Origin of the sequence: Veillonella sp. T11011-6 (assembly GCF_002959755.1) — a bacterium.
Classification (GTDB): Bacteria; Bacillota; Negativicutes; order Veillonellales; family Veillonellaceae; genus Veillonella.
Window position 1 is genome coordinate 659,515 of record NZ_PPCW01000001.1, and the last position, 14,331, is coordinate 673,845.

10 protein-coding genes and 1 other RNA gene are annotated in these 14,331 nt (G+C 40.8%); all 11 read right to left on the reverse strand.

Features of this window, described 5'->3' with window-relative positions; translation table 11 throughout:
• Positions 1-148: 148 nt before the first annotated feature.
• The 11 genes from VRHSUH10_RS03110 to aspS all read right to left on the reverse strand — a co-directional run bounded on the left by VRHSUH10_RS03110 (position 149) and on the right by aspS (position 14,327).
• Positions 149-592 carry a regulatory protein RecX gene (locus tag VRHSUH10_RS03110; protein ID WP_105089406.1) on the reverse strand — a complete coding sequence of 148 codons (444 nt, stop codon included), beginning with the start codon at positions 590-592 and terminating at the stop codon, positions 149-151.
• A gap of 2 nt (positions 593-594) precedes the next feature.
• On the reverse strand, positions 595-1,635 hold the full coding sequence (recA, locus tag VRHSUH10_RS03115; protein ID WP_005386086.1) for a recombinase RecA: 1,041 nt from the start codon (positions 1,633-1,635) through the stop codon (positions 595-597).
• Positions 1,636-1,639: 4 nt separating this feature from the next.
• Positions 1,640-2,887: a competence/damage-inducible protein A gene (locus VRHSUH10_RS03120; protein ID WP_105089407.1), complete on the reverse strand. Its 1,248-nt coding sequence runs from the start codon at positions 2,885-2,887 to the stop codon at positions 1,640-1,642.
• A gap of 37 nt (positions 2,888-2,924) precedes the next feature.
• A complete protein-coding gene (gene rimO / locus VRHSUH10_RS03125; RefSeq protein WP_105089408.1) occupies positions 2,925-4,271 on the reverse strand; it encodes a 30S ribosomal protein S12 methylthiotransferase RimO in 1,347 nt (448 codons plus the stop codon).
• A gap of 64 nt (positions 4,272-4,335) precedes the next feature.
• The gene (locus VRHSUH10_RS03130) at positions 4,336-5,373 is read right to left on the reverse strand and encodes an ABC transporter substrate-binding protein (protein ID WP_105089409.1); all 1,038 of its coding nucleotides are present in this window, start codon (positions 5,371-5,373) and stop codon (positions 4,336-4,338) included.
• A gap of 62 nt (positions 5,374-5,435) precedes the next feature.
• On the reverse strand, positions 5,436-7,433 hold the full coding sequence (locus VRHSUH10_RS03135) for a YgiQ family radical SAM protein (RefSeq protein WP_105089410.1): 1,998 nt from the start codon (positions 7,431-7,433) through the stop codon (positions 5,436-5,438).
• Between the two features lie 30 nt (positions 7,434-7,463).
• A complete protein-coding gene (locus VRHSUH10_RS03140) occupies positions 7,464-7,916 on the reverse strand; it encodes a helix-turn-helix transcriptional regulator (protein ID WP_105089411.1) in 453 nt (150 codons plus the stop codon).
• A 48-nt stretch (positions 7,917-7,964) separates the two neighbouring features.
• A complete protein-coding gene (locus VRHSUH10_RS03145; protein WP_105089412.1) occupies positions 7,965-10,709 on the reverse strand; it encodes a DNA translocase FtsK in 2,745 nt (914 codons plus the stop codon).
• A gap of 81 nt (positions 10,710-10,790) precedes the next feature.
• Complete coding sequence (locus VRHSUH10_RS03150; RefSeq protein WP_105089413.1) at positions 10,791-12,092, reverse strand: replication-associated recombination protein A; 1,302 nt, start codon at positions 12,090-12,092, stop codon at positions 10,791-10,793.
• Positions 12,093-12,268: 176 nt separating this feature from the next.
• Positions 12,269-12,441: non-coding RNA, 6S RNA (gene ssrS / locus VRHSUH10_RS03155), on the reverse strand.
• Positions 12,442-12,521: 80 nt separating this feature from the next.
• Complete coding sequence (gene aspS, locus VRHSUH10_RS03160) at positions 12,522-14,327, reverse strand: aspartate--tRNA ligase (RefSeq protein WP_105089414.1); 1,806 nt, start codon at positions 14,325-14,327, stop codon at positions 12,522-12,524.
• Positions 14,328-14,331 lie beyond the last annotated feature (4 nt).

The following is a 14,331-nucleotide window of genomic DNA, read 5'->3' on the forward strand; positions in this document are numbered from 1 at the left end:
TCATGCTCCTTTTTATGCCCTTCATGCATTAAAATTATCATTTAGCCATATCATCATATAAATAAATAAGGCTATTATTAATTTTAGACTTGAAAGCCCTTTCTGTCAAGATTTTACAAGCCTAGTAAGGCCTCTTAAAAAGCGCTATCTATTCATAAAAATCATTGCATACAACTTGGATAGTACTCGTTGAAAATCCTCTATATTTGAGAAAATTAAATACTTTTACACGAGGAGTGTGTTCTTCATTGAGAATGGAACCAAACTTTTTTTCCACTACGCGATAAGCGGCTTTCACTTCATCATAATTAGAGATTTCTTGAGGCACTGTAAGACCTCGCAGCTTCATCTTTTGCTTAATCATATACGCACCGTATTTTTGTTCTTTCATCAAGTACGTCAATACTTGCTCAGATAAGCGTTCATCATTGATGTAATCATAGTCTCTAAGGCGTTCAAAGACCCGCTCAATGATTGGGTCCTCGATTTGTTTACGTCTCATTTTTTGTGTCAGTTCATAGGAACTAAGAAATCGTTGAGCTAGGAAGCGATACGCTTGATCCATAGCAGCTTGCATCGTTTCGTCACTCATGATTATACTTCTTCAGTTACTTCTTCACCGATTACATCAATTTCTTCAGTGCCAACAGCTAATGTATCGCGAATAATACGATCGATTTCATCAGCGATTTGTGGATTATCTAATAAATATTGTTTAGCTGCTTCTTTACCTTGGCCCATGCGTTCACCATTATAGGAATACCATGCACCAGATTTATTGATGATTTCCATATTTGTGCCGATATCGATAAGTGTACCAGCTTTGGAGATACCTTCACCGTACATCAAATCAAACTCAGCTGTTTTGAATGGAGGTGCCACCTTATTTTTAACAACTTTAACTTTAGTGCGAGCACCAACATTTTCGTTATTAGCTTTAATTAATTCACCCTTACGAACATCAAGACGTACGGAGGAATAGAATTTCAACGCCCGACCACCTGTTGTAGTTTCAGGATTACCAAACATTACGCCTACTTTTTCACGCAATTGGTTGATAAAGATAACAACAGTTTTAGATTTGCTGATGATACCAGTCAATTTACGCAATGCTTTACTCATCAAACGAGCTTGGAGACCTACGTGAGCATCGCCCATTTCACCATCGATTTCGGCTTTAGGAACCAATGCTGCAACGGAGTCAACTACGACGATATCTACAGCACCACTGCGAACAAGGGCTTCTGTAATTTCAAGAGCTTGTTCACCATTATCTGGTTGAGAAATCAACAAGTTATTGATATCTACGCCCAAGTTACGAGCATATACAGGATCCATCGCATGCTCCGCATCAATAAAAGCTGCAATGCCACCTTGTTTTTGCGCTTCTGCTACAGCGTGAAGAGCTACTGTTGTTTTACCAGAGGATTCTGGACCGTAGATTTCAATTACACGGCCACGAGGGAATCCACCTACACCAACAGCGATATCGATTGCAAGAGAACCAGAGGAAATAACCTCTACGTTCATGCGATCTGCTGCTTCACCAAGACGCATAATAGCGCCTTTACCAAAGTCTTTTTCAATTTGTTTTAACGCGTTATCCAACGCTGCTTGTCTGCCATCTACAGCCATTCTTTTATTTCCCCTTTTCTGTTATATAAGTATACACATAATATAGTGCTAGTTCTGCTGCACTTTGTCTTATATCTTCACGATTACCAATTAAATTAGCCTTATGAGCCACTGTTCCATGAGGTCCGGTAACCCCAAACCATACAAGACCAACTGGCTTTTCAGGACTACCGCCACCAGGACCAGCTATGCCAGTCGTAGACACAGCATACGTTGTTTGACCAACAGTTCGTGCTCCCTCTGCCATAGCCTTAGCGACTTGCTCACTTACGGCACCATACGTATCGAGCATATCTTGAGGTACACCTAATACACGATGTTTTACATCATTACTATAAGAGATAATACCGCCCATATAGTATTCACTGCTACCACTGACATTAGTCAATAACTTACCAACTAAGCCAGAAGTACAAGATTCAGCAGTACTAATCGTACTATGTTCCTCTAGTAAAGCACGCCCCAGAGTTTCCTCCATGGAAATAGATAAATCGCGACCTACCCGAGAGTCTAACCGTTCTCGAATGATAGCATCCCAAGGATTTAGAAGCTCATGTGCAGCCTCTAAGGTATCAGCCTTAGCCGTAATGCGCACCTCAATATAGCCTTTTTTGATTAATAACGCTATAGTCGGATTTGATTGATTCTTAATGAGATCCATCAAGGTATTTTCCAAATCGATTTCGCGAATATCATATACACCATATCGATAAGAGGTAACCACACCTTGTGAACCAAAGCGATCATGCAAATATGGAACTACACTATCTTGGAACATGCCTTTCATTTCACCAGGAGGTCCTGGCAAAAGTATGTATGTAGTATCTCCATCTTCCACTACAACACCAGGCGCTACGCCTACCGGATTATGTAATACGTTTGCGCCTTCAGGCAACTCAGATTCTCGACGACTTGCATCCGGCACGGTACGTTTTACACGGTCAAAGAATTTTTTAACCTCATCCATAGCCTCTTGATTAAATACAATAGGTCGTCCAATAGAATCGGCTAATACATTTCGTGTAATATCCCCTTGCGTTGGTCCTAATCCGCCAGTACTAATAACGATGTCCGCTCTAGTGCTAGCTAATTGAAAGACCTCTGCCATGCGCTTAGGATTATCCCCCACGACAGATTGATGAGCAATAGTATATCCTAATTTATTTAATTCTTGTGCTAACCAAGATACATTAGTGTTAACTGTATCACCTAGCAATAACTCTGAACCTGTAGAAATGAGTTCTACAATCATCAGATCACCTCCACAATCGAATGTATCGAGCTGTGTTTTATTCTACAACCGTAGCTACTACGTCGTAAGCAAAGCCCTGCTCTACTTGTACCTTAAGAATATCTCCAGGTTGAATCTCTTCTCCGCAGTCTTCAATGTACATATTACCGTCTACATCAGGTGCTTGAGATTTTAAGCGTCCTTTAGCGAGTAATGTACCATTCTCACCTTCCTCGATTTCTTCTACCATTGCATAGTCAATAGTACCTTCTAAATCGCGGTTATTTTCTTCAGAAATAGCGGCTTGGATGGACATGAGAATATGATAACGGTCTTCTTTTACCTCTTCTGGCACTTGGTCTTCACGCGCACCAGCTGGTGTACCTTCCTCTTGAGAATAAGTAAATACGCCCATATTATCAAATTTGATTTCTTTTACAAAGTCGCAAAGTTCCTCAAATTGCTCATCTGTTTCACCAGGGAAGCCAACAATAATAGATGTACGCAATGTAATATGTGTAGGAGCATTTCTAATTTTCTTAAGCAACCGTTCAATATCATTGCGATCATCTCGACGATTCATTTGTTTTAAAATATCGTTATTAACATGTTGTAATGGAATATCTACATATTTACAAAGTTTTGGCTCATTAACGATAAGATCTAACAATTCATCAGAGAAGAATGTTGGATATAGGTATAACATGCGAATCCATTCGATGCCTTCTACTGTAGTTAACTCCTTAAGCAATGTAGTCAACAAAGGCTTGCCATCGTTAAGGTCAATGCCATAACTAGTCGTATCTTGAGCAATAAGAACAACCTCTTTAACACCTGCTGCAGCTAAGCGTTCCACTTCGGCCTTAATAGATTCGATAGTACGACTGCGGAATGCACCGCGCACCTTTGGAATAATGCAGAAGGTACAACCATTGTTACAGCCTTCCGCAATTTTTACATACGCACTGTAACGAGGTGTTGTTTGAATACGAGGCATGCGCTCATCATAGATATTTGTAATATTTTCCATGATACAACTACGGTTGCCATGCTCAATAGCATCAACAGCTACCATGATTTGGTCCCATGCACCTGTACCGATCAAAGCATCAATTTCAGGAATTTCTTTGAATAGCTCATCTTGATATTGTTGGCTTAAGCAACCTGCTACAATAAGGCCTTTACATGTACCATCTTCTTTATATTGAGCTACCTCAAGAATGGTATTGATAGACTCCGCTTTGGCTTTCTCAATAAAAGTACAGGTATTTACGACGATAAGATCTGCTTCGCTTAGGTCCTCTGTAATCGTATAGCCATTATCTTTCAATAAGCCTAACATTACCTCTGTATCTACTAAGTTTTTAGCACAACCTAGGCTAACATATCCTAATTTCTTACCCATTCTATATCCTTTCTTAACAAGATTATTTTCAATTTACTACCTTAATAGGATCTATATAACTGAGTTATTCCTTACGGAAACGCACTTGGCTAACCCAGTGATTTAGTAATAATTTTTTACCATCAATGGTGTAACCGCCATTTACAGGCCATAAAATTAGCTCATGTCCCAATGAGTCTTTTGGCTCATCCATTTCTGGATTTGTAAATATATAGGTGAAGTTATTTTCAACCATATATTTTGCGGTCTTTGTAGATAACAACCAATTAATAAATTCGACGCTATCTGCTTTATGTTTTGAATTTTTTAATACGGCCGCCCCAGTTACATAATAAGAGGTCCCATCCGTTGGATAAATGACCTTAATTGGATATCCATGACGCGTATATTGGGCCGCATCAGATAAATTACCAATGCCGATATTAGACTCTCCAAGCGCTGTTAAACGAACTGGGGTAGACAAGAACTTAGCATGTTGTATTACATGAGGTTTTAAGCTATATAGATAGTTTAATGCTTCAGGCTCCCCTCTATATTCCACCATGTTATATAACAAGTTTGCCGCATTCTGAGAGGCTACAAAATCGGTCATTACAATGGTCCAATCACCTTGTTTTGCCAAGGTATCCCATGTAGTAATATATTTACCAACCCCATTGTAGAAGGTATCATTTTGAACAAATACGATAGGATCATACCAAAGGCCTACCCAATATCCATTTGTATCCTTTAGATTGTCACGAACCTCGTCAATTTTCTCATTAACAATAGGTGCATATTTCCCAGTATTGGCGCCTACAACGAGGTTATCCTCAGAGGTAAGTACAATATCACCAGATGTATCAGCTACATTTGAGGCCGAACGTTGCGCCATTTGCTCTTCTGTAAGAGGCATAACTGTAACTTTTACATTCTTCTCATCTTCATAACGATCGGCAAGCAATGTAGTTATATTATTCGGTAAGTCTGTATAAACTATAATCTCACCACGAACAGGCTCTTTTTCATGTTCCAATTGTTCTTGATGGTAAAAGTTTACGCCATAGGTCAACATCCCTACCACAAAAAGGGCTAAAATGCCCGGAGCAATCCATCGTTTCATATATGCCTCCTATAAGACATAAAGTATCCCCAAATGAGATTAGATAAAACTAATCTCTATAATTAACGACCACCACGGCTTTTGTTAGAGGGACGACCTTTAGTCATACCACTGCGAGATGATCTCCCCTTACTAAGAGCAGCCTGTTGGTTAGAGCACGTGTTTCCCTTACTACGCTGCTCACCTGATTGACGTCCGCTGCGACGATTATTAGCTTGTACTCTATTACGGTTGCCAGTGCCCGCACCAGTACGATTACTATTGCGACCAATTGGGCGTGGTGGAATCAAACATTCTGGTCCAAATCCAATTAAATCACGCCGATTAGCTTCAATAAGTGCTTCTTTTACAAGATCATAATTTTCAATATTTTTATATTGCATTAAAGCACGTTGCTTAGCTTTATCTCTACCTTTTTTGGCTACGTATACAGGCTTTCCATCTAGAGGATTAATACCCGTATAGTACATACAAGTCGATAGGCTGCCCGGTGTTGGAATAAAATCCTGTACTTGTTCTGGATACATATGTTGATCACGCAAGAACTCTGCTAATTCAATAGCATCCTCCAAGGCACAACCAGGATGAGAACTCATAAAGTATGGCACTAAATATTGCTTCTTACCAAGCTTTTTATTAGCCTCTTCAAACCAAGATTTGAAGGTGAGGAATTCTTCCTTACCCGCTTTCCCCATCATATTTGTAACCCGTTTAGATACGTGTTCTGGTGCTACCTTCAATTGGCCACTAACGTGAAACTCACACAGCTCTCGTACGAAGTCTTTATTGTTATCTGCCAGCACATAGTCATAGCGCAAACCAGAGCGAACAAATACCTTTTTTACTCCTTTTAGCTTACGTAATTTACGGAGTAATGCAATATAATCATCGTGATTTGTATTAAGATTTTCACAAGGCTCTGGAGCCGCACAGGTACGACCTTTACAAGCGCCATATACAGCTTGTTTATCACAGGCTAAATGACGGAAGTTTGCAGTAGGCCCCCCAACATCGTGAATATAACCCTTAAAATTGTCCATCTCAATCATAGTTTGGGCTTCGTCGATTAAAGACTCATGGCTACGATTTTGAATGATGCGACCTTGGTGATTGGTAATGGCACAGAATGAACAGCTACCAAAGCAGCCGCGTTGACTAACAAGGCTAAATTGTACTTCACTTAACGCTGGTACGCCACCTTTATCATCGTATTTAGGATGCCACTTACGTGTATATGGCAAGTTATATACACCATCCATTTCCTCCTGTGTCAAAGGCAAAGCAGGCGTATTTTGAATAAGATATCTGTCCCCATGCTTTTGGACTACCATACGACCATAAAATGGGTCTTGTTCATCATATTGAATACGGAATGCATCAGCAAAGGCCATCTTATCGGCTTTAATTTCCTCAAAAGACGGGCATTCAACATAGTCTATAGTAGGAATTTCCTTTGCCATGTAACAAATACCGCGAATAGATGGCAAGGACTCTTTAAAGCGACCTTGATCTAGAGCATCTGCTAATTCCACAATTTGAAGTTCACCCATACCATAAACAAGTACATCTGCCTTAGAATCAACTAAGATAGAGCGACGTACGGTATCTGACCAATAATCATAATGACCAAAGCGGCGCAAGGATGCCTCTATACCACCGATAATAAGCGGCACATCACTATATGCCTCTTTCATACGGTTCGCATATACCAAGGTAGCCCTATCTGGACGATGTCCAGATTCACCACCGGGAGAATAATCATCTTGACGGCGAATCTTCTTTGCCGCCGTAAATTTATTGAGCATTGAGTCTAAATTCCCTGCTGTAACAAGGGACGCTAGACGCGGTTTACCTAGTTTTTTGAAAGCCTCTACATCATTCCAATCTGGTTGATCTATAATGCCTACACGATAACCTTTGGACTCTAGGTACCGGCCGATAACAGCAGGAGCAAAGGATGGGTGGTCTACATAGGCGTCCCCACTGATGAGAACGAAATCTAATTCGGCCCAGCCACGTTCCTTCATATCCGAAGGTTCTGTTACTAAAAATCTATCCATCGATTGAGTAAATGCCTTTCTTTCCTTTTATCAGAAAAGGAATAACCAAAGTAAAAATAATGCCATACAGAATAAAATTATGCCTAAAATAATACGTTCTTGAACGATAGAACGTTGACGTTTTCGTTGACGCGTTTCTAAGGACATTCGTTTCTTAGAGGTTTGGTATTCAACGAACTCGCTTTGCACTAAATTTGGTGTCGCTTGCGCTTTCTGTCTCGTCACAGAGCGTAAAGAAAAAGTATCAATATCCCCTACTTGGCTTTGGTAGGCTTTCACCAAGCGATCACCATCAAGATCTAAATAATTACCATAATTACGAATAAAGCCTTTCACGTAGACCTGACCAGGAATGATGTCATATTTACCATCTTCGATAGCTTCCAAATAGGTTGTCTTAATGTGAAGTACTTGCTCCACATCTTTAAAGGTTAGATTACGTCTTACCCGTTCACGTCGTAATTCTTCGCCTAATTCAGCCATTTTCGTTCCTTTCTAACTCTACATACTACTCATATCGTAATCATTCAATTATTGTTCATCATTGGAGTCCGAGAAATAGCGAGCCTTTGCTTGTTCAGGACTCATTAAAATTTCTCGAGCTTTACTGCCCATGCTAGGGCCAACGATTTTAAGATCTTCCATCGTATCTACAAGACGAGCCGCGCGAGTGTAACCTATGCGGAAGCGCCGCTGCAACATGGATACAGAAGCTTGACCAGATTCCATTACAAGATTAACAGCACGCTCTAATAATTCATCGCGGTAAATATCATTTTCTTCAGATGATTCTTTCTCTGTTTCCTTTTCAGCCTCTTGTGTAACAGTATCATCATATTCTGGTTCTCGTTGAGCTTTTACAAATTCCACAAGATGTTCAACTTCATCATCAGAGATGAATGCACCTTGTACACGAATTGGTTTATTCGCCCCGATTGGAGCAAACAGCATATCACCTTTACCAAGTAATTTTTCTGCCCCCGCCATATCGAGGATAGTACGGGAGTCAATTTGAGAACCTACGGCAAAGGAAATACGGCTCGGTACATTGGCCTTAATAGAACCTGTAATAACGTTAACAGATGGACGTTGTGTAGCAAGTACCATATGAATACCCGCAGCACGCGCCATTTGTGCTAAGCGGCTAATAGATTCTTCAATATCATCAGGAGCTGTCATCATAAGGTCAGCTAACTCATCGATGATTAATACAATCAACGGCATAGCCGCCTTAGGATGCGCTTCGTTATAACTCTTAATATCTCGTTTACCAGATGCTGCAAAGGCTTTATAACGAGCCTCCATTTCACGAACGGCCCAACGCAATACAGCAGCTGCTTTTTTCATGTCTGTTACAACTGGCGCCATCAAGTGAGGAATGCCATTATAAATAGACAATTCAACCATCTTAGGATCGATTAATAATAACTTAACCTCTTCCGGTTTACGACTAAATAGAATACTGGAAATCAAGGTATTAACACATACAGACTTACCAGAACCCGTAGTACCTGCTACAAGCAAGTGAGGCATCTTCGCAAGGTCTGTAATAACAGGTTTCCCTGCAATATCTTTACCAAGACCAACTGGAATGCCACCACGCGCATCCTTGAAGTCACTGCAATCAAGAACATCGCGCAAATGCACGGCCTCTGTTGTCTTATTAGGAACCTCAATACCAATAGCAGATTTACCAGGAATTGGAGCCTCCATACGAATATGTTGAGCCGCTAAATTAAGGGCAATATCATCTGTTAAATTAACGATACGGCTAACCTTTACACCCGGTGCAGGTTCAATTTCATAACGCGTAACAGTTGGACCTTGTGTTGCATTAACGACCTTAGCAGTGATGCCAAAGTTGCTCAATACATTTTCAAGCATCATTGCATTTTGAGCTACTTCTTCACCATTGCTTTGACTCCCCTTCCCTTTCGCCAAAATATCAAGGCTTGGGAAATGATAAGGTCTATCATAGGTACGGTGAATTTGACCCTCTTTAGACACTGCTACTTGTGCTGTATCTTCTGTAGTACTAATGGTAGACGGTACTTGTAAGCTCATACCAGTCATACCTGCACCAGCACTTACAGAACTTGCAGCAGCACCTGTTCCAGGCACCGCAGACGCTATGGCAGCATGGTTAGTTTCCAATGGACCCATCGTTGTATTTTGATAGGTAAACTCCGGTTGGTCCTCATGAGTATTGTCTCCTGATTCAGAATCATCGGAATATCCTTCATCTGGAGTATATGTATAATCCTCATCTGGAACATACACATAATCATCACCAGTAGATCTACTAGTATCTAAGAATTGATCGAAATCATCCGCATCATAAGACTTCGCATCACCAGAAGCTTCAGAAATATTCGCCAATTGTTCTGCTGCTCGATTGCGTGCCTCTATCTCGGCTAATTCTTTCCAAGATGTAGGAGCCTTTGGTGTTTCCACAGTTGTGACTGTGTCTACCATAGGTTCATTCTCTACAATTGCACTAGGTTCAAAATTATCTCTATCAGCAATTATACCGCGTTTTTCCAATGTATCTAACGCTTGATCTGCAGCATCTTCAAAGCGTGTATCCTTTTCCCGATTATAGGCTTTACGCTGTGCCGCCGCCTCTTTGCGTTGTTCATTCCAATCGTCAAAGACCTCTTTCGCCACGGCTACCTTCTCAGCAGCTACCTCTTTTGCTACATCTAAACCTACTTGAGTTTTATCCGCTGCCTTTTGCAACCCACTGCGCAAAGATAATCGAGTAATAAGAAGACCAAAGGCTAACAATAAGAATACATCAAGAATAATAGCACCTAAATTACCTAATAAAGTGCGCATGAATGTTGCAATAGCACCACCTACAACACCGCCTTGATTAGCTAGTTGTGTAGTAATGAGTTCCTGCCCCTCAGGAACGCGCCACAACGGAACAAGAGCTAACAAGAATAAGAAAAACAAGGTCATTACAATGCCTCGTTTTGTAATGGAAATAAATGTCCCCTTATATAATAATCTCCAACCTACCCAGAAAACACACAAACAAGGAATAATCCCACCTAGGCCGAAGCCGTAGCGGAATATACCTGTTAAGATTTCACCGACAAGACCGAGTTCAAAGCCAAAGAACCCGAGCAGGGAAATAACTGCAAAGGCAATTACAATTAAGCCTTTAACTTCGCTACGCAAGGAAAATCCTTGAGACTTAGTTTGCTGTTTTGTACTTGTTCGCTTTCGTCGTGTATTGCGTTTTTTGGTGGAAGTTTTTTCTTCTGCCATAAATCTATACAAACCCCTTACTATATAACACTACTGTAAATTAACTTATCATTATATTATAGCATATATCGAAGTATTTAGTTAGCTTTTACGCCGTTCCTCCCAGTCACGAAGTAACTGTTCTTCTTTCCCTCTCTTAATACCATTGTAGTATGTAGCATCTACAAGAGGTGTTGGTAAATACTGCTGCTGTACATAGCCATTTGGATAGTTATGAGCATATTTATAGGTGTTCCCATGGCCTAGTTTGCTAGCACCACTATAATGACTATCTTTTAAATGATCTGGCACCTGGCCACAATCCTTGTGGCGCACATCGGCAATGGCTGCATCGATTGCCATATAAGCAGAATTACTTTTCGGCGCTAATGCTACATAGCAAGCCGCCTCAGATAATATAATGCGCGCTTCAGGGAAGCCTACCATATGAGCGGCTTGAGCGGCTGCATTGGCGAGAATCAAAGCTTGGGGATCTGCTAGACCTACATCCTCAGCAGCACAAATTACGATACGACGAGCGATAAAGTTTGGATCTTCGCCAGCTTCAATCATACGTGCCAAGTAGTGCATCGTCGCTTGTACATCAGAACCACGCATACTTTTAATAAACGCAGAAATCGTATCGTAGTGACTATCGCCTTTTTTGTCGTATGTATAAATACGGCGGCCTACGACCTTTTCAAGGACCTCTATAGTAATAGCCCCTTCATCAGGTACCATTGCTGAAGCTTGCTCTAGAATATTTAACGCCATACGCCCATCGCCATTGACGAAAATCCCTACATCTTCAAGAACCTCATCTGTCACCTGTAGATGACGTTTACCAAGGCCTACCTCTTCATCTGTAATAGCACGGCGCAAAATTTGGCCTATAGCCTTTGGTGTAAGCGCTTCTAGGGTAATTAATCTTAGACGAGATAAAAGAGGTCTATTTACCTCAAAAAATGGATTTTCTGTGGTAGCGCCAATGAGGATGATTGTGCCATCCTCTACACAAGGTAATAACACATCTTGTTGGCTTTTATTAAAGCGGTGAATTTCATCGAGGAATAAAATGGTTCGTTGTTGTAAAGATCGCACCCGCTTACGAGCATCCTCTATGATATTACGCAGCTCACCTATGCCCGCATTAGTAGCATTTAAATTTACAAAATGACTATTGCTAACCTTAGCAATAATACCTGCTAGTGTAGTTTTACCCGTTCCACATGGGCCATAAAAAAGCATAGATGGAATTGTATCCTTTTCAACCATGGCGCGCAAGAAAGTCCCCTTCCCTACCGCTTTTTCTTGACCATATAAATGGTCTAATGTGGTAGGACGCATACGCACCGGTAACGGTTCATACATATTAGTGGGCGTCATATCAAATAAACTATCCATTCTATCACCTCAATCCATAACATCTTATCTATTAACTCTAAAGTTCTATTAATCGTACAGGCCAGCAAATTGTATTCATTAAGAATAGAATTTATATATCAATAGCCCATAATAACGATATTGACTGGTCTTTTCTATATATAGTATATGACATTACATGCCATTTTTACACGCAAAAAAGCCCCACCATGCCGTAATGTACCGCGTTTTGATCCTGCTTAGGGCAGGTGGGTGTCCTCCTCATCCTTCAGTTGTCCCGTAAGGGCGTAACGTTCAGACGAGAGTTCGGACTCCCGAAGTAAATGTGTTGGCTCAAAACTGCGATATCACACGCACATGGCAGGGATATCTTATACATAAATAGTATCAGAAAGATTCGTAATTAACAAGTCTTGACATTTCAAATTTAATCAATTCTTGCCTATGTTTTTACACCAAAGATTGCTCTTCTTCTTCCTCGATATCTGGTTTAATATGCAACTCTTTTAATTGCTTAGGTTCTACTTCAGATGGAGCTTGGCTCATTACATCAGAAGCAGATTGAGTTTTAGGGAATGCGATTACGTCGCGGATAGATTGACGTTTTGCCATCAACATAACAAGACGATCAAGGCCGAATGCACAACCAGCATGAGGAGGTGCACCGTATTGGAATGCATCAAGCATGAAGCCGAATTTAGATTTAGCTTCTTCTTCAGATAAACCAATAGCTTTGAATACTTTTTCTTGTACATCGGATTGGTAAATACGCAAGGAACCGCCACCGATTTCAACACCGTTCAATACCATATCGTAAGCAATCGCTTTTACGCTGCCAGGATCAGATTCCAATTTATCAAGATCTTCATGACGAGGCATTGTGAACGGATGGTGCATTGCAACATAACGTTTTTCATCTTCGTTATATTCGAACATAGGGAAATCAGTTACCCATGTGAATGCTAATTTATCTTGGTCAATCATGTTCATGCGGCGTGCCATTTCAAGGCGCAATTCACCTAATGCACGTGCCACAGTGGCAGGTTTATCAGCAATCATCAATACAAGGTCGCCACCTTTAGCGCCCATTTTTTCACCGATATTGCGGATTGTATCTTCACCTAAGAACTTCATGATTTGAGACTTGATGGAACCATCTTCATTGAAGCAAGCCCATGCAAGGCCTTTTGCACCGTAACGGTTTACATATTCAACAAGGTCATCAAGTTCACGACGTGGAATACCAGCATCGCCAGGTACAACGATACCTTTAACTACACCACCATTGTCGATTACAGAGCGGAATACTTTGAATTCTGTATCTTTTACAAGATCAGTTACATCAGTAAAGGCCATGTCGAAACGAAGGTCTGGTTTGTCAGAACCGTATTTATCCATTGCTTCATCCCATGTAATACGAGGCATAGGCAATGGAATTTCTTTGCCCAATGTAGTTTTAAATACATGAGCAATCATTTCTTCAAGCATGGAGTAAATGTCTTCTTCATCTACGAAGGACATTTCCAAGTCGAGTTGAGTGAACTCAGGTTGACGGTCTGCACGCAAATCTTCATCGCGGAAGCAACGAACGATTTGGAAGTATTTTTCATAACCAGCAACCATCAAGATTTGTTTGAAAATTTGTGGAGATTGTGGCAATGCATAGAATGTACCAGCATTTACACGAGAAGGTACTAAATAGTCACGAGCGCCTTCTGGTGTAGATTTAGTAAGCATTGGAGTTTCAATTTCCAAGAAATCGCGGCTATCGAAGAAGTCGCGCATTGCTTTCGTTACTTTGTGACGCAAAATCAAGTTGCGTTGCATTTCTGGACGACGCAAGTCAAGGTAACGATATTTCAAACGAATATTTTCATCTACATCGATATCATCTTGGATATAGAATGGAGGAGTTTTAGCGGAGTTTAATACGCGCAACTCTTCACAGTACATTTCGTATGCACCTGTAGGAAGGTTTGGATTAATAGCTGCTTCATCACGTTTTGTAATTTTACCACGTACGCAAAGTACATATTCATTACGAACATCTTCTGCTTTGTGGAAAGATTCTACGTTATGGTCTGGAGACGCTACTACTTGTACTACGCCAGAACGATCGCGTAAATCCAAGAAAATCAAACCACCGTGGTCACGACGGCGTTCTACCCAACCACATAATACGACCTCTTTACCTACCTCTTGTTCAGAGATGGTGCCACAACCGTGCGTACGGTGTAAGCCTTGCATTGTTTCCATTCTA

Coding starts and splice junctions, on each gene's coding strand:
- VRHSUH10_RS03110 (WP_105089406.1), bottom strand. CDS start 592: ATGAGTGACGAAACGATGCAAGCTGCTATGGATCAAGCGTATCGCTTC.
- VRHSUH10_RS03130 (WP_105089409.1), bottom strand. CDS start 5,373: ATGAAACGATGGATTGCTCCGGGCATTTTAGCCCTTTTTGTGGTAGGG.
- aspS (WP_105089414.1), bottom strand. CDS start 14,327: ATGGAAACAATGCAAGGCTTACACCGTACGCACGGTTGTGGCACCATC.
- recA (WP_005386086.1), bottom strand. CDS start 1,635: ATGGCTGTAGATGGCAGACAAGCAGCGTTGGATAACGCGTTAAAACAA.
- VRHSUH10_RS03150 (WP_105089413.1), bottom strand. CDS start 12,092: ATGGATAGTTTATTTGATATGACGCCCACTAATATGTATGAACCGTTA.
- VRHSUH10_RS03140 (WP_105089411.1), bottom strand. CDS start 7,916: ATGGCTGAATTAGGCGAAGAATTACGACGTGAACGGGTAAGACGTAAT.
- rimO (WP_105089408.1), bottom strand. CDS start 4,271: ATGGGTAAGAAATTAGGATATGTTAGCCTAGGTTGTGCTAAAAACTTA.
- VRHSUH10_RS03145 (WP_105089412.1), bottom strand. CDS start 10,709: ATGGCAGAAGAAAAAACTTCCACCAAAAAACGCAATACACGACGAAAG.
- VRHSUH10_RS03135 (WP_105089410.1), bottom strand. CDS start 7,433: ATGGATAGATTTTTAGTAACAGAACCTTCGGATATGAAGGAACGTGGC.
- VRHSUH10_RS03120 (WP_105089407.1), bottom strand. CDS start 2,887: ATGATTGTAGAACTCATTTCTACAGGTTCAGAGTTATTGCTAGGTGAT.